Consider the following 20,974-nt stretch of genomic DNA (forward strand, 5'->3'; position numbering starts at 1 on the left):
TCCATAAAAAACAACACAATAATAATTAGCACTATGAAAAATATTGCAAGAAAAACACTTGATGAATTCATCATCGAGAGACAAGAAGATTTCAAATATTCGAGAGGAGAGCTTTCCCGCCTCTTAAACTCAATCCTTCTCGCCGCCAGGGTCGTTAGTTACAAAGTAAATAAAGCCGGTCTGGTAGATATCTTGGGAGCAGTAGGCACTACGAATGTACAAGGTGAGGATCAGAAAAAATTGGATGTGTATGCCAATGATGTCTTCATACAAACACTTATCAATAGGGAGATAGTATGTGGTATTGCTTCGGAAGAAAATGATAACTTTATTACAATTGAAGGTCTTGACGAGGGTCATAACAATAAATATGTAGTGTTGATGGATCCGCTTGACGGATCGTCCAATATCGAAGTAAATGTATCCGTAGGAACTATTTTCTCTATATACCGTCGCATTTCTCCGATAGGTTCACCCGTTACGATGGAGGATTTCTTACAACCGGGAGTTAATCAGGTGGCAGCAGGGTATATTATATATGGTACATCGACTATGATCGTTTATACGACAGGCAGAGGGGTAAATGGTTTTACGCTGAATCCTGCGATCGGAAGTTTTTATCTGTCACACCCAAATATGAGATGTCCTAAAAATGCGAATATATATTCTGTAAACGAAGGCAACTACGTCCATTTTCCGCAAGGCGTGAAAGATTATATAAAATACTGTCAGGAAGAAAAAGAAGACCGTCCTTATACTGCCCGATATATAGGGAGCTTGGTTTCGGATTGCCATCGCAACCTGATTACCGGCGGTATCTATTTCTATCCGTCTACACACAAAGCGCCTAAGGGCAAGCTACGGTTGTTGTACGAATGTAATCCGATGGCATTTATTACAGAACAAGCCGGCGGAGCTGCTATAGATGGACATAATCGAATATTGGAGATTCAGCCGCAGGAGTTACATCAGCGAGTGCCGTTTTATTGTGGAAGCTTGAATATGGTGAAAAAACTAAAAGACTTTATAGAAAGAGCTGAAGAAAAAGAAAAAAAAGATAAATAAAATAAAAGCTCTCATGGTTAACGCTATGAGAGCCTTTGTTTTTAACTAACTTTGTCTCTCGAATATGGAGCTTAGTTATACATTGTCTACAAATGACTATTTAGAGTTGCAACTTTATAATTTGTCTCACAACAACGGTTATAAAAAGCAGCGGAAATGGGATCGTTATCGGTTGCCGGGGTTATCGCTTTTGTTTGGTGCTATCCTGTTGTTTGATGGGATGAACGATATTCTGGCTTATGTCTTTATCGCATCATCACTTTTGTTTTTTATCTTTTATCAACGCTGGTCGGCGTGGATGTATAAGCGTATGAGTAAGCGAAAGGTTATAGACAGTATGAAAGGAGAATCTCTCTACGAAATAAAACTTTTGCTGGGGAATGATGTTATAGAAGTCGACAGTAAGCGAGGTCATAATTTTTTTAATGTGCATGATATAAAATCCATCATCGAAATAGAGCGATATTTTTTTCTGATGATGAATCAATATGTTTATATCATTATTCCCAAAGATCAGATTGTTAACAAGGAACAACTGGCAGAAGTTTTCGAAGGATATAGGAATGCTAAAAGTATTCCACTTATAGCCGAATTGGAGTGGGAATGGAAGTAAATATTTTTTAGCTTATTTCACATTAGACGAGATGTTTCTTGCCTGAAGTGTAAAGTAGAGATTGCAAATTTTATTATATTTGCTCGATTTTATAAAAAGGGTTCGTCCTGACTTCGTATTGTATAAAAACAATCATTATATATTATGGATTTAATTAAAGAGATAGTAGAAAGAGCAAAAGCGAACAAACAGCGTATCGTATTGCCGGAAGGAACTGAAGAAAGGACTATAAAAGCAGCAGATCAGTTGCTTGGTGATGGTGTTGCCGACATTATCCTTATAGGGAATGTAAAAGAAGTAAAAGAACTGGCAGCCGGTCTTAATCTGAAAAATATAGATAAAGCAACCATTCTTGATCCGAAAGATTATGAGAAGAAAGAGGTTTATACGAATCTTCTTTTTGAGTTGAGAAAATCGAAAGGCTTGACTATCGAACAGGCAGCAAAACTTGCTGAAAATCCGCTATATATTGGTTGCCTTATGATCAAAAACGGAGATGCCGACGGCGAAATTGCCGGAGCCGAGAATACAACAGGAGATGTGCTTCGCCCTGCATTGCAAATTATAAAAACAGCACCCGGAATCAGTGTGGTATCAGGTGCTTTTTTAATGTTTACTACTCAGAAACAATATGGTAAAGACGGGCTGTTGCTTTTTGCGGATTGCGCCGTTACTCCCGATCCTACAGCGTCTCAGTTGGCCGAAATAGCTGTTGCTACAGGTCAAACGGCACGTGCTTTGGTTGGAGAAGAACCACAGGTGGCAATTCTAAGTTTTTCGACAAAAGGAAGTGCTAAAAGCCCGTTAGTAGATAAGGTGATTGAAGCTACTCAATTGGCTCAAAAAATAGATCCTACAATGAAAATCGATGGCGAATTGCAAGCCGATGCGGCTCTTGTGCCTGCAGTAGGTAAGCAAAAAGCTCCCGAAAGTGCAGTTGCAGGACAAGCAAATGTGTTAGTGTTCCCTTCATTAGAAGTTGGAAATATTGCTTACAAACTTGTGCAACGTTTGGGGAATGCCGAGGCTGTAGGTCCTATCCTGCAAGGAATGGCTGCACCGGTAAATGATTTGTCGCGAGGTTGCTCGGTAAGTGATATATATAATATGGTGGCTATTGCCGCTAATCAGGCTATTGCCGCAAAGAAAAAGTAAAATAGTTATAAATAGCTTTGAGAAATAGACGGTTGGTACGAACAATCATCCGATTCGCTTTTCCGACCTGCTCATAGTTTATAACTCTAAATTTATAATTAAAATATTTATGGCAGAAATCATAGAACCTATTGAGGAGTATGGGTTAAGCTCAAAAAATAAGAAGAGGTCTCTTTTCTCTAAGATCGGGGTTGTTGGCTGCGGTCGTGATGGACGACATATTGTAAGCCTTACAGCACTATCGGGTATTGAGGTTACTTTTGTTGAAGTGTCGGAAGATAGGATACAGCTGGCCTTGAAAGATATAGAGCACGGATTGGATACAAAGATAGAAAACTGGGGGTTGACTCAGGGCGAAAAACGCTCTACCATGGGACGTATCAAAGGAACCCTTGATTATCAGGATCTGCAAGATTGCGATTTTGTGATCGAATGTATTCGTTACGATGTGGATGGCGGACGTAGCACTGATCTGAGGAAAGAAGTTTTCCGCAATCTGGAACAAGTTTTGTCGCCGGATGCTATTATCGCTACAAATGCAACTACAGTTATCATCAGTGAACTGGCTGCTGATCTCAAATACAAAGCACGTTGTATCAGTCTGCATTTTCCTGTCTCACATACAGACGCTCGTTTGTTAGAGATCGTAAGAGGAACATTTACGTCCGAAGAAGCAGTACACAAGGTGTATCACTTTGCTCACATGATCAAGCATACGGCTATACAGGTGCACGAAAGTAGCGGGCTTGTAAGTTTTCGTATGATGATAACAATGCTGAATGAAGCATGTCAGATATGGATGGAGAATGTAGCTTCTATAGAAGATATAGATAAAGAGTTTACAATCATATTCGGACAACGGTTTGGTATTTTCCAATTGGCAGACATCCTAGGTATCGAAAAGCTGGTAATGCTTATGGAGGATATGTTCGATGAGTATGGCGATAAAAAATATAAGGCTAGTCCGGTATTGTGGAAGTTGTTCAGATCAAAACAACTTGGCGTATCTACCAAACGCGGTTTTTATATTTACGACGATGCAGGGAAAATAATAGGACCAAACGATTTAATTTAAAGACATGAAGATATTAGTATTGAACTGTGGAAGTTCTTCTATAAAATATAAGCTTTTCGATATGGAAAGCAAGGCTGTGATTGCACAGGGAGGAGTCGAAAAAATCGGTTTGAAAGGTTCTTTCCTTAAGTTTCCGCTACCTAATGGAGATAAAGTAGTTCTTGAAGGTGAAATTCTAGAGCATCAGGCCGGGATAGAATATATATTGGGTGTTTTAACAAGCTCTAAGTATGGCGTGTTAGGCTCTTTGGACGAGATAGACGCTGTTGGTCATCGTGTGGTTCACGGTGGTGAAGAGTTTAATAGTAGTGTATTTATTACCGATGAGGTGATAAAGAAAATGGAAGAATGCATAGAGCTTGCTCCATTGCACAATCCACCTAATCTTGCAGGTATTTATGCCGTGAAAGAATTGATGGGAAATATCCCGCAGGTGGGAGTTTTTGATACTGCTTACCATCAGACAATGCCGGCAAAATCATATATGTATGGGTTACCATATTCATTATATGAGAAATACGGTATCAGACGTTATGGTTTTCACGGAACAAGTCACAGATATGTTTCACGTAAAGGGTGTGATTTGCTTGGTGTTCCCTACGAAGAACAACGTATCATCACAGCTCATATAGGTAATGGCGGCTCTTTGGCTGCTATCTATGGAGGAAAGTCGGTAGATACATCAATGGGTATGACTCCTGTTGAAGGTCTGTTGATGGGTACTCGCTCGGGAGATGTAGATGCCGGTATTATATCTTTCATTATGGAGAAAGAGAACATCGGCACACAAGCTATTTCTACTCTCGTAAATAAGCACAGTGGGCTGTTAGGTGTATCGGGTGTATCGTCTGATATGCGTGAGTTGCGTGCCGCAATGGATGAGGGTAACGAAAGAGCGATATTGGCTTTCGATATGTTTGTACACCGTATAAAGAAATATGTGGGTGCTTATGCAGCCGTTTTGGGTGGTGTAGATATTCTTATGTTTACGGGCGGTATAGGCGAAAATGCTATTGCTGTTCGTGAGCAAGTATGTAAGGATATGGAATATATGGGAATAAAACTTGACGTAGAGAAGAATGCCAAGATACAAGGAGAAGAGGCTGTTGTTAGTGCTCCCGACTCTAAAGTAATCGTTATGGTTGTTCCTACCGATGAAGAATATATGATCGCCTCCGATACAATGGAGATCGTTAATAAATAAGCTTCTATAGTATATTTAGATATGTGAAAAACGGCACAATATTGTGCCGTTTTTTGTTTCTTTATAATACACAAGATTCTTTAACAAATTCATTAACAATTTGTAGTTCACAGTTAAACAAAATTAAACACGGGAAAAATCATAGTCTATTATTTGGAAGATTCCTCAGGGGGATTTACCTTTGTAATGTGTTTTTCATAGTATTAGATTTAAGGTTAACAATGAAGATTGGTTGTCGGGACGACAACCTTTTCTTTTTTATATAGGTTTGAGAATGTTTTGTAAATGATTGATAACTAAAGAATAGTGTAAATTGATACAGAAAGTTTAAAACCTATCAAAAAAAGAAAAAGTGTCAAAAAAGCTACTTTTGTACATGTTTTTGTATACGTTTTTGAATGTAATGCACTACCTTTGCATAAAGGCTTTAAAAGCCAATTAAAGATGAGTTACAGTGTGAAAATCGTAGCTGAAGCATCGAAAAAAGCTACAAAAACGACTGCAAACTTGAAACTGGTTATCTACAAGACTGGTTATAAAAGAGAACCAAAATCCCTCCGGTACTCTGTTGAATTAAAAGATTGGGATAAGAATAAAGAACGATTAAAGAGTTCGAGTACACAAGCAGATGTGCTTAATCTTTATCTGAATGCTACAGAAAAGAAACTCTATGATCAGATTTATTTATGGGAGATCAATAATGTTGATTGGTGTCCTAAACAACTAGTATCTATACTAGATCGAAAATCTGAAAAACCTCAGCAAACTAAAGCTGATAAGGTTGTTGTCTTTATTGATAGACAAATAGACTATTACAAATCAAAAGAAAGGATTAAAAATGGAGAGAAAACAACAGGCTCTTCTAATTGGGAAAACTACCAATGGTTAAAGAATTCACTTTTCGAATTTACAAAGGTGAAGTACAAAAAAGATTTTAACTCTTATTGCTTTAAAGATATAAGCGAGAGTTTTATGCACTCTTACAGTATTTATATTCAAGAGAAAGGTTTGAAAAATGGAAATAAGGGAGGGTTAAGGCATAAACTCAAAAATCTGAAAGCTGTATTTAATCTTGCTCAAAAAGAAAAGGTGTCAGATGTTGATGTTTGTGTATTTGATGTAGTGAAAGAACACCTGAAGGCATCTAAAACAACACCCAGAGTTTTGTCAGATGCGGATTTTATTAGAATACGAGATTTTGATAGGACGAAGTTATCTAAGAAAGAATGTTTTCACCTCGATTTATTCTTATTCAGCTATTATAGTGGAGGGATGGCAAATGTAGATGTATGCTATTTAAATAAATCTTGTATCAAAGATGATTATATTGAGTATGTGAGACGTAAATGCGATAAAGTAGCTAATCCTATATTTTTACCTAAGATACTTGAGATTATAGATCGATACAAAGAAAAATCTTATGGTAATTATGTTCTGCCTATATTCAATGGAAAACAGCAGACAGAAATACAAAAACATGATAAGGTAGAAAGGATAACTTTAAGCGTGAATAAGACTTTAGCTAAAATATCGTCTCATTTAGGTATAGCTAAAAAAGTAACGTGGTATTATGCCAGAGGGACTTATATAACAAAAGCTATAAATGAGGGACTCAATGCTTATGAAGTAGCAGATCAAGCTGGGAATAGTGTTAAGATTATAGAGAAGCATTATTATAGGGCTGATAGAAGTGAAATACAAAGAAGAATGATTTCTGCTTTGTAATTTTTAAACTTTTTGTTTAAAAAGGATTATTCTTAATTAATAGAAAGGAATCAATCTCACCTTCTTGACATAGAGATTAAAAGGATAGAATTAGAAAGATGAATTAAACCGTTCATTGAGTATGTCTATCTCGATCCTTTCGAAGCACGCTTTCAGAGTACTAAGGTTATGTACGACTTCAAAGGGGGTATGAAAGCCTTGCTAATTAACTCTTATTCTTTGTATAGAATATGGGGAGGGGGTTGTTAAGTAAAGTATTTAAAAAATACTTTACAGCTACACCTCAAAAGACCAAACTATGTCAAATTAAAAATAAAGCATCTTGTCTATATATTTTAAGTATATGGATAAGATGCTTTTTAGTTTGTATATGGATAAAAGAAATAGATTATGGAGAATGATATTGGTTGTTTTTTAAATATCTTTGTTAAAATATCACGACCAACTATATATTATGAGCATTGAGACCTTCAAGTCAGTATTAGATAAATTCAGAAAAGAAGCACTATCAGAACGAGATAAAGGATTTAAGTTTGAGAAATTAATACAGTACTATCTTAAAACTACTTCTTTATATACCAACCTATTTAAAGAGGTCTGGATGTGGAACGAATTTCCATCACGTGCTGAATTTGGAAAAAACGATGTAGGGATAGATTTGGTTGCCCTTACCCATGATGATGAGTTTTGGGCAATACAATGTAAATGTTATCAGGCGAATACATATATAGATAAAAAAGAGGTAGATAGCTTTTTATCCACTTCGGGAAAATATTTCACCAATCCAGAAACGTCTGAACAAATAAACTTTTCTAACAGACTTTGGGTTTCGACAACAAACAATTGGAGCGATAATGCCGAAAAAGCATTGCATAACCAGAATCCACCTGTATCACGCTTGTCATTGACTGATCTTGAAAGTGATGAAGTGGATTGGCTTAAATTAGAAAAAGGAATCTTTGGAGACAGTGCTCGTGTTGAACCCAAGAAACCTTTTGATCATCAAATAGAAGCTCTGAAAAAATCACACGAATATTTACAAACTCGTGACAGAGGGAAGCTTATTATGGCTTGTGGAACAGGTAAAACATTTACCTCATTAAAATTAGCAGAACAAGAAACCAATAATAAAGGCTTAGTCTTATTTTTAGTGCCTTCCATTGCTCTTTTAGGTCAGACACTAAGGGAATGGTCAGCACAGGCAAGCGAACCAATAAATGCCATCTGTATTTGTAGTGATGCAAAAGTCTCACAAAAAGTAAATCAAAATGATGATGAAACTTTCAGTGTTGTTAATCTTGCATTACCTGCTTCTACTGATGTGCATAGTATTTGCAAGCAATTACAGCATTCTTTAGCAAAGAATGGTATGACAGTTGTTTTCTCCACATACCAATCTATTGATGTTATTTCACAAGCTCAGCAATATTATTTAAATAATTTCATCAAAGAAGGAGAGGTTTTTGAAAATGAAGCGGAGAACACCAAAGGAATATTTGACCTGATAATCTGTGACGAAGCTCACCGAACTACAGGTGTTACTATAAGCGGACATGATGAAAGTGCGTTTGTAAAAGTGCATGATAATAACTTTATCAAAGCTCGTAAACGTATTTATATGACAGCCACGCCACGACTATACAGTGACGAAACCAAAACCAAAGCCGACCAAAACGATGCCATCCTGTGTTCGATGGATGACGAAGCCATCTATGGACCTGAAATATACAGAATTGGATTTGGGGAAGCAGTCGACCGCAATTTGCTATCAGATTATAAAGTTCTTGTATTAACTGTTGGCGATAAGGATATATCACCATCATTACAACGAATAATTTCAGGAGAAGATGGTATTATAAATGCTGATGATGCCTCTAAAATGGTTGGTTGCATTAATGCTTTATCTAAAAAAATGCTGGGTGATGCAGCTATTATCAAAGATACCGATCCTGATCCGATGCGTAAAGCAGTAGCCTTTTGTCAGAATATCAAAGTATCGAAAGCAACTACGCAAATATTTAATGAATGCGAACCGGCATACTTCGAAGATAAGACAGAGGAAGAAAAGGCAAGTATGGTATATGTGCAATCCAAGCATATTGATGGTAGTATGTCAGCGCCACAGCGTGATGAATTACTTTCGTGGCTGAAATCGAATCCTGAGGACGATAAGGAGTGCCGAATGCTTACTAATGTGCGTTGTTTGAGTGAAGGGGTTGATGTTCCTTCATTGGATGCAGTGCTATTCTTATCGGCTCGCAATTCGCAGGTAGATGTAGTGCAGTCGGTAGGACGTGTGATGCGTAAGGCTGAAGGTAAAAAGTATGGATATATCATTATCCCTGTGGTTGTACCCGAAGGGGTAGATGCAAGCGAGGCATTAGACCGCAATCCACGTTTCAATGTTGTATGGACAGTCTTGAATGCTCTTCGTGCTCATGATGACCGCTTCAATGCAACTGTAAACAAAATAGAACTGAATAAGAATAAACCTGCTCAAATTCTGATTGGTGGAATAGATAATGGAAAAGGTGAAGGTGGAGAGGGTGCAGAAGGAACAGACCCGAATGGAAGTTCTGCCTTAGCTGCACAATTAGCTTTTCAGTTCGAGGAACTACAAAGTACCTTTTATGCCAAGATGGTGCAAAAAGTAGGTAACAAACGTTATTGGGAGCAATGGGCGAAAGATATTGCTCACATTGCAGAAGAACATATTATCCGAATCCAAAACCTTATAAAAGAAGAAGGTAAACACAAAAAGGCTTTTGATGAATTTATCAAAGGACTTCGCAAAAACATCAATCCATCAGTTAGCGAACAGGAAGCGATTGAAATGCTTTCTCAGCACATGATTACCAAGCCTGTATTTGAAGCACTCTTCGAAAACTATTCGTTTGTTCAAAACAATCCAATATCACAATCTATGCAAAAAGTCATGGAGTTGTTGGATGATGAGATTACAGATGACGAAAATGATAAACTACAGAAGTTCTACGATTCGGTTCGTAGACGTGTAGAAGGTATCGACAATGCAGAAGGCAAGCAAAAGGTAATTGTAGAGCTATATGACAAGTTCTTCAAATCGGCATTCCCTAAGGTAGTTGAGAAATTGGGTATTGTATATACTCCTGTCGAAGTAGTAGACTTTATTGTCCATTCGGTTGGATATATCCTCAAAAAAGAATTTGACAGAAGCATCTCAGACGAAAATGTACATATACTTGACCCTTTTACAGGAACAGGTACTTTCATTGCCCGATTGTTACAAAGCGGATTGATTAGCAAAGAAGATTTGGAACGTAAGTACACCAAGGAGCTTCATGCTAACGAGATAGTATTATTAGCTTATTACATAGCTTCTATCAATATCGAAAACATATACCACGACCTATCTAACGATGGCGACAGCTATCGTGCTTTTGATGGTATTTGTTTGACTGATACCTTCCAATTGGGAGAAGATGAACACCACGATAGAACAGATAGCGATGTGTTCCCTCAAAACTCCAAACGGGTAAAAGAACAAAAGAAAACGCCACTGCGTGTAATTATTGGTAATCCACCTTATTCTAAGGGGCAGAAATCGGCTAACGATAATGCTCAAAATCAAAAGTATGAAATATTAGATAGTCGGATTGAACAAACCTATGTAAAGGAAACTGATGCAACAAATAAAAATGCTATTTACGATAGTTATATTAAGGCATTTAGGTGGGCTTCTGACCGATTAGATAAGAAAAATGGCGGAGTAATTGCATTTGTGTCTAATAGTGGATGGTTAGATGGTAGCGGAATGGATGGCTTCCGTAAATGTATTGAAAGAGAATTTACATCCATCTATGTATTTAATCTGAGGGGTAATCAACGAACAACTGGTGAGTTATCAAGAAAAGAAGGGGGTAAAATATTCGGTTCGGGTTCACGTACGCCAATTGCCATTACTTTATTGGTGAAGAATCCACAATTGTCCAACAATAAAGCAACTATCCATTATCACGATATTGGTGATTACCTAAGCAGAGAAGAAAAGTTAAGCAAAATAAAGGATTTTAAGAGTATTGATGCACCTTCTATGCAATGGGGAATTATTCATCCCAATGAACATGGGGATTGGATAAGTTTGAGAAATGATATTTTCAAAACTTTTTTACCAATAGAATCTCTGAAAAAGTTTGACACAAAAACAAAATCATTCTACACAACATACTCATTAGGCATTGCAACAGCTCGTGATGCTTGGGTTTATAATTTCTCAAAAGAAGAAGTTGAAAATAATATGAAAAACTGTATTAATTTTTATAATGAAATACGGGAAGAATACACAATAAGCAAAGATGAAAAATCAATAGAATACGATTCAAAAAAAATAAGTTGGAATGACTCTTTAAAAGACGCTTGTAAAAAAAATAAGTTGATAGAATATTCAAAAGATGTTATAATCGAAAGTTTATATAGACCTTATTGCAAAACAAATTTGTATTTTGAGCGGAATTTTATACAACGTCCATATCAGCAGACAAAGCTTTTCCCAACACCATTACATAATAATTTAATAATCTGCGTTTCAGGCTTAGGCGGAACAAAGTCAAATACAGCAATTATAACAAACTGTATTCCTGATTTAAATACTCTTGATGCAGGTACTCAATGCTTCCCTCTATATTGGTACGAAGAAAATGCACAAGATTTGTTAGACCTGTTTAAAGACACCACTACCGACCGCTATATTCGCAGGGATGGTGTTTCAGATTTCATCTTGAAAGAAGCTCGTGTGAAATATGGTCACAAAACCACCAAAGAAGACATTTTCTACTATGTATATGGCATCCTTCACAGCCCCGATTATCGCACAGCATTCGAAGCCGATTTAAAAAAGATGTTACCACGTCTTCCATTAGTCGACAAATTAGACGATTTTTGGGCATTTAGCAAAGCAGGTAGAGAGTTAGCCCACCTTCACCTCAATTACGAAACAGTAGAGCCTTACAAGGGCGTTATTCCTGTTTTTGGTGCAGGCAATAGAGTTGATTATCGTGTAGAGAAGATGCGTTTTGGTAAAAAGGACAAAGAAACCGATAAATCGACTATCTACTACAATCGTCAAATTCGTATTGATGGCATCCCATTAGAGGCTTACGACTATGTGGTGAATGGCAAAAGTGCTATCGAATGGATTATGGAACGCTATGCGGTAACCATCAACAAAGACAGCCAAATCAAAAACGACCCCAACGATTGGGCACGTGAACATGATGACGAAAAGTATATATACAACCTGTTACTTCGTGTTATCACTGTCAGTGTCGAAACTGTGAAGATTGTGAATGGGTTGCCAAAATTGGAGTTTTAAGAAAAATAAATAGAAAATCTAACTATGAAAAAGAAAGTCATTTTTATCGGCATTATTGCTCTTGTAGGAATAGTTGTAACCCTGCTTGCTCCAATTCTTTTCACAAGAGGGCTAACTCAGTATGATTTTACAGAAACAGGTGAGATTGGAGATACAATAGGAGGTATAACTGCGCCTATAATAGGTATTCTCAGTGTTATTTTCTTAATTTGGACATTATGGGAGCAAATAGATTTTAATAAAAAACAGAAAAATATTTCTATTGATGAGCAATTTAAGTCTACTTTCTTTAATCTATTGCAAGTTCAGAGGGATATAGTTAATAAAATTTCGGGTAAATTTACTTATGTAAGTAAAAAGGATGTTACCCATATTGTAACAATAAAATCGAATGGATTAGATTTTTTTTCACAAGCAAGATATCAATTGTTTCTAATTTTCAAATCATTAGATAATAATAAATATATCAATGGCTATAATGACACAAATGCACAATATGCGGAAAGTGACATAGAAAATACATGGTATAGAGATTATGGAGGTTCAGATTTGCCGTATGACATTGAAGCTATGTGGAATAACTATTCGAATAATACAAGAATGGTACATATAATAGCATACACCTCTGATTTATTTGGTATATCAAAAAAAGGACATGAGAATTATCAATCTTTATCTATTAATAAACAAATAGGATTAGGATATGCTTATTTCTTCAATAAATATGAAACTATTGGATATTATTTCAGGCATTTGTATTATATACTCAAATTCATTAAAAAAAATGAAGATGATAAAATTCACTCATTGGGAGATAATCCAAATCAAGCAGAAATGGAAAAGATAAGAAATGAATATAATTTATATGCTCAGTTCATTCAGGCTCAAATGTCAACAGATGAATTACTGATGGCATTCTATAACAGCTTTGCTTATCCAAAAGCTCAATATCTTATTATACATTATAACTTATTAGAAAATCTAACTATTCAGAATCTGATAAAAACAGAGCATAATTGTAAACCTGAAATTAGATTAAAAGATAGAAGAAACGTATTTACCGATTTAATAAATAATCATGATAACACAAATTAAAGAAGATATTAAAACCCCGTACTATCAGGATAAATATCCTAATGATGGACAGCGTTTTGTTGCTTGGTATTTAAGAAATATCCATTTACGGGATATGAACGAAGCCAAAGATGATATAACTGATGGCAGTGATGATAAGCAAATTGATGCAATCTACATAGATGATGATAAAAATACTGTTTACGTTATTCAAGGAAAATTCATTGGTGGAAACTCTGTGGATGGAGAGCCATTGAGAGAAATATTGTCTTCATGGATACAATTAAAAAACTTGGTCAGATTGCAAGAAGTTGGAAACAACAAATTAAAAAGAAAACTTGATGAAGTAGCAAGGGCTTTGGAAGATGACTATGAAATCAATTTCGAACTTATTACCACAGGTGTATTAACTACTGCTGCCCAAAATGACCTTGCTACCTACCAAGAAAGATTTGCAGAGTTGTCCGACACTGATGATATTGTATGTTCTATATCAGTAGTAGACAATGAAGAACTCAAAAGAAGATATGACCTCGCATTAGAAAAAGAAAATCCTTCAATAAATCATACAATAGACTTATCAAGTGGTCATTTCATGTATGAAACGTTAGCAAATACACAAGTTGCGATTGGAGCATTGCCATTGAAAGAATGCATAAAAATAACAGGTATCAAAGATGGTACATTGTTTCAAAAAAATGTACGTCAAAGTTTAGGATTGAGTAATACTGTAAATAAGGGTATAAAAAATACTATTTATGGGGATAAACATAAGGATTTCTTTTTCTTTCATAATGGCATTACAGCCATCTGTAATAAGATGGAGAAAATTGATAATAAGTTGAAATTACATGGACTTAGTGTTGTCAACGGATGCCAATCTCTAAATACAATATTAAGTTGTAGTGAAAAGGTCAAAGAATTAGAGGATACTTTTGTATTATTTCGATTCTATGAAATACCACAAAGAGATAGAGCAGACAGAATAAGTATCAATACCAATTCTCAAAGTGCAGTAAAGCCAAGAGATTTGAGAAGTAATGATAAACGTGTTCTAAATCTTAAAAAGCAATTTGAACAAAAATACCCACAAGGTTATTTTATAACAAAAAGAGGCGAAACAACTCCTGCTGATAAAGAGAAAGCTTATACAGTTGATTTGTCTGACTTGGGTAAATTTCTTATTGCTTGGCATTCGAAACGTCCTAATATCTCATATAGTGAAACAAAAATATTTGACAAATATTTTGAACAGCTCTTTAAAAGGGAGTACAAAGCAGAAAATGCATATGCATTGAATGTGTTCTTTAATGAGTTAATGAAAGTATGGACTAAGGATAACCCTTTGGGATTAAATGAAAGTTTACTTGCTATGAAAGCTTATGCTCCATACCATCATCTATATGCTATCTCGATGTGTTTTGCCATTGCTAATAATCAAGCAGAAAATGTACCTTCCCCTATAAAATGCTTAGAAAAGGCTCGGTTAACAGGTATTTTAAATGAAATCATAGGTATTGCAGGGACAAGTCTTAATATGGCTCTTGAAGCTGCTGCTAATGAGCCACAACCACAGAACAGAGTCTTCAGTCCTCAAAATTGGGTGAAGGCGAAAGGATGCTTAGCAGGTATTAATGCTGCTATTAGAAATTATTTCAGTATGTTACCTATGATGCCTAATGGACAAGATGTCAAACAAAGATTGGATACAGCTTTAAAATTAGAAGCCGAAGATTTTGAATATAGATGGGCTGCTGACTAAAAATAAACAGAACAATTAAGCTAATTGCTGAAGATCTAAAATTCACAAAGCACAAAAGCAAGGATAAATGGTACAAGCATTATGAGGGGACTGATTACCTTGAGAACCTAAAATTATTTCTCGAGAATGAGAAATTACAAATAGATAAATTAATAGAAAAAAATAAGCCAAATAATATTTCAATAATCTCAAAAGAGGTTTTCAAAAAGTATAAGCGAGTAATAGACAGGAGGCTATCTCAGATTTAGATTGAGAAAAAATTGAATAGGCCTTATCTATTGAAATTAACAAAGGTTATGAAGGGTTGCTTAATTTAGAATTATATAAGTTTAAAGAATCCGGATGGAATAAAATACTTATTGGATCTGTAGGCTTTTGTTGTTTTTAAAAAAGATAGCAGAAGTATATATAGATAATCCTTTAGATGATCAAGTAAAGTGTCTCGATAATTACTTTATAAAATGTGAGACGTATTGTTTGTTAATGTATAGTAACTGTTTATTAACTAGCTGTAAATATTTTGTTTATATTTTTCTTTTTATGAGAGGTTACCCCCCTCTTCCCTGCATTATTTTTGAAAAACGAGACTTCGTGAAAATAGGCCCAAAATATATATATGGAATACGCAAACAAGAGTATACCCACTCTCTTATTTTTCTTATAGTGAGTAGCTTATTTTAGATGTAGTATGATAAGGTAAAAATATTTTAATAGACTTATTCTTGTATTACAACAGGTCTGACGTATTAAAAGGAAGACTATCTTTTTCTCTGTTTTTGATAGCACAATAATAAAACGGATAAAAAGATATAAATTGATATATGTCTCTGAATATTTTTGTAGTTTTGTACACGATCATGTATAGATTTAATCTTTATATAGTCTGTATATTCTGATACTCTGTAATCAAATGAAATATAGGCTGTTTGAAAGGTTTTGCTCTATATATGATTTGCCTAATGAATTTAGTATTAACCGCCTTTGTGTATATGTTTTTGTATATATCTCAAAAATGACTAAATATAATTAGTTGATATACAATAAGAAATAAAAGAGAAGTTGACTGTCGGGACGACAACCTTTTCTTTTTTATATAGGTTTGAAATCTAATAGCTTGAAACTTCCTAAAGAAAAACACTCCACAGAATCTATTTTATACATCTTTTCGTATGCATCTTACATTATTTACTTTACAGACTCATCCCCTCAGTCCATATTTTTCTTAATGGCATAAAGAACCTTTCCAATAGTGAAATATCATCAGTTACGATATCGGCTTGAGCCTGCATTTCGGGAAGGTAAGGTAATACTCTTTTATAAGTGGTGGTCATTCCTTCCGGAAATTCAATTTCTACTGTATAGAAATCGAGCCCTTGTGCGTCTTTTACCGGAACCATAGATATATTTTTTACCTTACCCCTGATGATTCCATATTCATTATCGGGAAAGTTAGAAAAACGTATATTTACTTTTTGTCCTATTTTTACTTTACCCGAGCGAGTTAATGGCATCTGAGCTTTACCGATGATTTCCATATTATCTTTTGGTATAATTGTAAATACAGTTTCTCCTGTTGTTACGTTTTGGTTTTTTACCCAATAGTTGGTAAATGTAACATGCCCATCAATTGGAGCAATCAGAGCATAGCTTAATTCCCAAGACTGTATCTCTGCAAGTAATTGTGATATATATGTTTTTAATTGCGTTTCAAGTTGATTCTTTTTCTCCAGATATTGATACTCTGTATCTAATAAGCTCTCTTGCATCTCTGTGATTTGTATTTCGGTATTTTGTATCGTAGAATGTATATTTTCCAGTGAAAGATGACCTTGTAGATACTTATTTTTGGTTGATTCCAATTCTTCAGAAGAAATAACCCCACGTTTATTTAATACTGAATCTCTTCGATATTGATTCTGATTGAGTCGAAATTGTTCTTTGATTATCGCTTTTTGCCCTTCTACATTCCTGTAATAATTTCGATATTGATTGATTTTATCTTTCATAAAATCAATCTTTTGTGTGTAATACTGCAAGCGTTTGAATTCATAATAGTTGAAAAGAGTTATGTAAAAGTCAGAATACAGCGACTGCAATGGCCCTAATTTCAACTCTTTAGAAGGTAAAGTTATAATAGTATCTATCTTTTGGTTTAGTTGATCGATATATTGTTTTAATATCTGTATATCATTTGTATTAGCGGAATTTTCGATAACAGCCAGATAACTCCCTGCTTTCACTTCTTGTTTATCCTGTACGTCTAACTCCTGTATTTTACCAGAGATCCTGGCAACTAATCCAGTTGCCGGAGTACTTCCCGTAAGTGTCATTGTAGTAGTTATTATATCCGGATATTTAAAAAAGGCGCTTCCTATTAAAATTATTAGTACAATAATAGAAATAAGGGTGATGCCTCTTCTAAGTATCCATGAAGGGGTACTACCCAATACCTCTTGAAACTCTTCGCTTTTCAATTCAATGTCGGTATTATCTATTGAGTTTTGAATCGATATGAAATTGAGATTCCTGTCAGGAAGGTCAGATTTTAATGTTTTTCCCCCTTTTATGTCCATATTCTTTTACATGCCTAGTTCTAATTGATTTTTAACAAGAGTATAATAGGCTCCTTTCTTATTCGTTAATTCTTTGTGTGTGCCCTCTTCTATAACTCTGCCTTTATCCATAACCACTATATTATCTGCATTCTGAACTGTGCTTAAGCGATGGGCCACAATAACGACTGTTTTTCCTTTGTAAAAATTATTCAAATTATCTAATATCGTTCTCTCATTATTAGCATCTAATGCATTCGTCGCCTCATCAAAGAATAGAAATTCAGGATTCTTATAAACAGCTCTTGCTATCAATAACCGTTGACGCTGTCCTTGGCTAATACCATTCCCTTCCATGCCTATTTTTGTATTATACTTTAGAGGAAGTGATTCTATAAACTCTTTGATGTTGGCTACTTCTATAGCTTGCTGCAGCTTTTTTTTATCCACAATATCTTCTCCTATAGCTATGTTATTAGCTATAGTTTCGGAGAAAATAAACCCATCTTGCATCACAGCACCAGATCTCTGACGCCATAGGTGAGGGTTAATGTCATTGATAGATATATCTTTAATTTTAATCTTCCCTTTATTCGGTTTATAAAAAGCCAAAAGTAGTTTTATCAGGGTTGTTTTACCACTTCCACTGGCACCAACTATCGCCGTTACCTTGTTCTCTGGTATAGACAGATTTATTCCGTTCAACACATAATCACGGTCTGCACCATCATAACTAAAATATAAATCTTCGATACAGAGAGATTTGTCTGTTGGTAATTCATTTATTTTGGATTCTATAGTTTGCTCTTCATCTTCTTTGTTATGTATCTCATTTAAGCGTTCGAGACTGATTTTAGCATCTTGAGCTGTTTGTACAAAGCTGATGAGTTGCCCGACTGGACTTGATAGTTGTCCGATGATATAACTCACAGCCATCATCATACCCAATGTCATGTCTCCTTCAATGACTGAGCGAGCGGCAATAAATGAAATAAAAAGAGATGTCGTCTGACTGAAAAATACCGATCCCATCTGTTGGTATTGTCCCAAGGCAAGCCCTTTTATACTTATCTTGAAAAGTTTTACCTGTATGCGTTCCCATTTCCATCGTTGCTGTTTTTCACAGTTGTTGAGTTTTATTTCCTGCATTCCTGTCACTATTTGTACTAGGTTGCTTTGCTCTGCTGAAGCTTGGGAGAAACGTGCCATATCCAGTTTACGGCGGTATTTAAGAAATACCAATATCCACAAAATGTATAAAAAATTACCTAAAATAAAAACGCCTAATATTGTAAAACTGTAATATGCAAGAATGAAGGCAAATATGATGAAGTTTACGAATGAAAATAGAGTAGTAAGAGTAGAACCTGTAAGAAATGATTTGATACGGTCATTATCTCCTATACGTTGCATGATATCTCCTACATTCTTTGTGTCAAAGAAGCGTAGAGGTAGTTTCATCAACTTGGAAAGAAAGTCAGAGATAAGAGATATGCTTATACGACTGTTCACATGAAGTGTAATCCAATTACGGATAAATTCTACAGCCAGTTGAGTAATAAATAGTATGAGTTGGGCTATCAATACTAAGGTAACGAAACTCAGATTGTTATTTCCAATCCCCTGATCAACTACAGCCTGAGTAAGGAATGGTAAAATAAGAGATAAGGCACTCCCTGCCAGTAGTCCAATTATGAGTTGTATGATCTGAGATTTATATGGACGAAGATAGCCCAGAAAATAATAGATACTCTTATTTGATTTTTCTAACCCGTCATCCTGATTGTAGAAATCGGGAGTAGGGTCTAATAATAAGATAGTGCCAGTGTCCTCTCTTTGGAATAGAGAACTAGCCCAGCATTTAAGAAATTCAGCTTTGTTCATTGTATATTTTTCACCTACAGGATCCGAGATTTTTATTTCATAATCTAAGTCTCTTTTCTTTTTAATGGAATAGCATACAACAAAGTGGTTTTGATTCCAATGTAGGATACATGGTAAAGGCTTTTCTTTAACTAATTGCTCAAAAGTAATTTTGATACCGTTGGTTCGAATACCAATGGTTTCAGCCGCATCGCTGATCCCAAGCATAGAAACGCCCTCTCGGGTGATGAAACTCTTTTCCCTAAGATACTGTACAGAGAAGTTGCGACCATAGTATTTGGCTATCATGCGCAAGCAGGTAGGACCGCAATCCATGGCATCGAGTTGTTTATAGTTAGGGAAGAATTTCATATACTTCTCACACTGAAATCTGTATTAAATAAAGAACTAATTTAAATCTGTATTATAGATAATCTTATCTCATTCTGTATTTATGTAATAATGAGATTGGGATTGCCCAATCTCATTAGATTTATAGATATATTAAGGGCATACGCATGTCCCGGTCGAGCCTCCATGAAAATGACATGCATCTTCCTGAGATTGTGTTGAACAATCAGGAGCATTTTCTCTTCCACCATTCGCGGAGTAGCATGTTACCCAACAACTTCCTGATCCAGCACCACCGACAACAAGCTTCATTTCTTCATCAGTCATCTCTGAAACGCTTTTCAATGATAATTTACTTAATTTTTTCATAATAAATGTGTTTATCAATTTCTGTTGATTATGCCTACAATAAATGATCAGATTATTGCCTATTGTCCAACAGTTTAACAATAAATATAATATATTACTTCAAGCTTCATCAATTGCCCAATTGCTACAAAAATAGTGTACAGCATAAGCTTCCTCTAAACAATCTTCCAGCTCTTGACTTACAGTTCCTGTCCTAACTAATTTAGCCTCATGGCCTGTAAATGGAGAAACATATTTTGCAGGAATCAGATATATTTCTTTTTTATCTTGTTCTGTCAGATTATTATAAGTTTTAACTAATTTGTGAGGGCCTGTTGTGTTGAATACACAACTAACCTTCCATGTTGTATCAAAAGCTAATGTTTCTTCGGAGAAAACCTGTTCGATGATTCTTCTCATGAAAGAATGTTCTGGTATGTTCAGCATGAGGGCATTGTTAAAATATAGATTATTTAGATAGGGTGATGATGGCAACTCCTTTTCCAATGCAAAACAACATTTCTTTCCTTTAATAAATTGATCCATTGGTTGGATTGATTCATAATCAAAATCAACATACATTCCCCCTACCTTGTCTAAAATAAGATAGCGGATAGCATCCCATTTTTGTATATTGAAGGGAAATCTACAATATATATCCCAATATTGAGGGTAATATTCTTGAATAAAGTTATTTATGCGTTCATTGTCCCAAAACTCATACTTCCAATCAGGATAATCACGCTTCCATGTATCACCTAATACTTTGAATGGTCGGGGTAAAGGTTCATTAATTCCAGACCATATCTGATGAATAATTTTAGGTATTTCATTCAT

13 protein-coding genes are annotated in these 20,974 nt (G+C 35.3%); 9 read left to right on the forward strand and 4 right to left on the reverse strand.

Features of this window, described 5'->3' with window-relative positions; translation table 11 throughout:
- Positions 1-33: 33 nt before the first annotated feature.
- The 9 genes from fbp (at position 34) to QOX35_RS13485 (ending at position 15,023) form a co-directional block, all read left to right on the forward strand.
- On the forward strand, positions 34-1,065 hold the full coding sequence (gene fbp / locus QOX35_RS13445) for a class 1 fructose-bisphosphatase (protein ID WP_135106936.1): 1,032 nt from the start codon (positions 34-36) through the stop codon (positions 1,063-1,065).
- Between the two features lie 64 nt (positions 1,066-1,129).
- Positions 1,130-1,678: a YcxB family protein gene (locus tag QOX35_RS13450; RefSeq protein ID WP_283687374.1), complete on the forward strand. Its 549-nt coding sequence runs from the start codon at positions 1,130-1,132 to the stop codon at positions 1,676-1,678.
- A 144-nt stretch (positions 1,679-1,822) separates the two neighbouring features.
- Positions 1,823-2,833 carry a phosphate acetyltransferase gene (gene pta / locus QOX35_RS13455; RefSeq protein WP_283687375.1) on the forward strand — a complete coding sequence of 337 codons (1,011 nt, stop codon included), beginning with the start codon at positions 1,823-1,825 and terminating at the stop codon, positions 2,831-2,833.
- A gap of 109 nt (positions 2,834-2,942) precedes the next feature.
- On the forward strand, positions 2,943-3,908 hold the full coding sequence (locus QOX35_RS13460) for a 3-hydroxyacyl-CoA dehydrogenase family protein (protein ID WP_135106931.1): 966 nt from the start codon (positions 2,943-2,945) through the stop codon (positions 3,906-3,908).
- 4 nt (positions 3,909-3,912) lie between these two features.
- A complete protein-coding gene (locus QOX35_RS13465) occupies positions 3,913-5,112 on the forward strand; it encodes an acetate kinase (protein ID WP_283687376.1) in 1,200 nt (399 codons plus the stop codon).
- A gap of 444 nt (positions 5,113-5,556) precedes the next feature.
- Positions 5,557-6,837, forward strand: a complete 1,281-nt coding sequence (locus QOX35_RS13470; protein WP_283687377.1) for a tyrosine-type recombinase/integrase — start codon at positions 5,557-5,559, stop codon at positions 6,835-6,837.
- 454 nt (positions 6,838-7,291) lie between these two features.
- The gene (locus QOX35_RS13475) at positions 7,292-12,187 is read left to right on the forward strand and encodes a DEAD/DEAH box helicase (protein WP_283687378.1); all 4,896 of its coding nucleotides are present in this window, start codon (positions 7,292-7,294) and stop codon (positions 12,185-12,187) included.
- A gap of 24 nt (positions 12,188-12,211) precedes the next feature.
- The gene (locus tag QOX35_RS13480; protein WP_283687379.1) at positions 12,212-13,282 is read left to right on the forward strand and encodes a putative phage abortive infection protein; all 1,071 of its coding nucleotides are present in this window, start codon (positions 12,212-12,214) and stop codon (positions 13,280-13,282) included.
- The gene (locus QOX35_RS13485; protein ID WP_283687380.1) at positions 13,266-15,023 is read left to right on the forward strand and encodes an AIPR family protein; all 1,758 of its coding nucleotides are present in this window, start codon (positions 13,266-13,268) and stop codon (positions 15,021-15,023) included. The genes QOX35_RS13480 and QOX35_RS13485 overlap by 17 nt, the downstream gene beginning before the upstream one ends.
- Before the next feature lie 1,190 nt (positions 15,024-16,213).
- Here the strand turns inward: QOX35_RS13485 and QOX35_RS13490 are convergent.
- From QOX35_RS13490 to QOX35_RS13505, 4 genes are all read right to left on the reverse strand, one after another.
- On the reverse strand, positions 16,214-17,596 hold the full coding sequence (locus QOX35_RS13490; RefSeq protein WP_283687381.1) for an HlyD family secretion protein: 1,383 nt from the start codon (positions 17,594-17,596) through the stop codon (positions 16,214-16,216).
- Positions 17,597-17,602: 6 nt separating this feature from the next.
- Entirely contained in the window at positions 17,603-19,810 is a 2,208-nt protein-coding gene (locus QOX35_RS13495; RefSeq protein ID WP_283687382.1) for a peptidase domain-containing ABC transporter, read from the reverse strand.
- 132 nt (positions 19,811-19,942) lie between these two features.
- Entirely contained in the window at positions 19,943-20,158 is a 216-nt protein-coding gene (locus tag QOX35_RS13500; RefSeq protein WP_283687447.1) for a TIGR04149 family rSAM-modified RiPP, read from the reverse strand.
- A gap of 99 nt (positions 20,159-20,257) precedes the next feature.
- The gene (locus tag QOX35_RS13505) at positions 20,258-20,974 is read right to left on the reverse strand and encodes a glycosyltransferase family 32 protein (protein ID WP_283687383.1); all 717 of its coding nucleotides are present in this window, start codon (positions 20,972-20,974) and stop codon (positions 20,258-20,260) included.

This window comes from Dysgonomonas sp. Marseille-Q5470 (assembly GCF_951230145.1).
In the GTDB taxonomy this organism is placed as follows: Bacteria; Bacteroidota; Bacteroidia; order Bacteroidales; family Dysgonomonadaceae; genus Dysgonomonas.

Excerpts from the sequence above, each read along its gene's own strand:
- QOX35_RS13500 (WP_283687447.1), bottom strand. The coding sequence starts at position 20,158 with ATGAAAAAATTAAGTAAATTATCATTGAAAAGCGTTTCAGAGATGACT.
- QOX35_RS13485 (WP_283687380.1), top strand. The coding sequence starts at position 13,266 with ATGATAACACAAATTAAAGAAGATATTAAAACCCCGTACTATCAGGAT.
- QOX35_RS13505 (WP_283687383.1), bottom strand. The coding sequence starts at position 20,974 with ATGAATGAAATACCTAAAATTATTCATCAGATATGGTCTGGAATTAAT.
- QOX35_RS13495 (WP_283687382.1), bottom strand. The coding sequence starts at position 19,810 with ATGAAATTCTTCCCTAACTATAAACAACTCGATGCCATGGATTGCGGT.
- fbp (WP_135106936.1), top strand. The coding sequence starts at position 34 with ATGAAAAATATTGCAAGAAAAACACTTGATGAATTCATCATCGAGAGA.
- QOX35_RS13460 (WP_135106931.1), top strand. The coding sequence starts at position 2,943 with ATGGCAGAAATCATAGAACCTATTGAGGAGTATGGGTTAAGCTCAAAA.
- QOX35_RS13450 (WP_283687374.1), top strand. The coding sequence starts at position 1,130 with ATGGAGCTTAGTTATACATTGTCTACAAATGACTATTTAGAGTTGCAA.
- QOX35_RS13490 (WP_283687381.1), bottom strand. The coding sequence starts at position 17,596 with ATGGACATAAAAGGGGGAAAAACATTAAAATCTGACCTTCCTGACAGG.
- QOX35_RS13480 (WP_283687379.1), top strand. The coding sequence starts at position 12,212 with ATGAAAAAGAAAGTCATTTTTATCGGCATTATTGCTCTTGTAGGAATA.
- pta (WP_283687375.1), top strand. The coding sequence starts at position 1,823 with ATGGATTTAATTAAAGAGATAGTAGAAAGAGCAAAAGCGAACAAACAG.
- QOX35_RS13475 (WP_283687378.1), top strand. The coding sequence starts at position 7,292 with ATGAGCATTGAGACCTTCAAGTCAGTATTAGATAAATTCAGAAAAGAA.
- QOX35_RS13465 (WP_283687376.1), top strand. The coding sequence starts at position 3,913 with ATGAAGATATTAGTATTGAACTGTGGAAGTTCTTCTATAAAATATAAG.
- QOX35_RS13470 (WP_283687377.1), top strand. The coding sequence starts at position 5,557 with ATGAGTTACAGTGTGAAAATCGTAGCTGAAGCATCGAAAAAAGCTACA.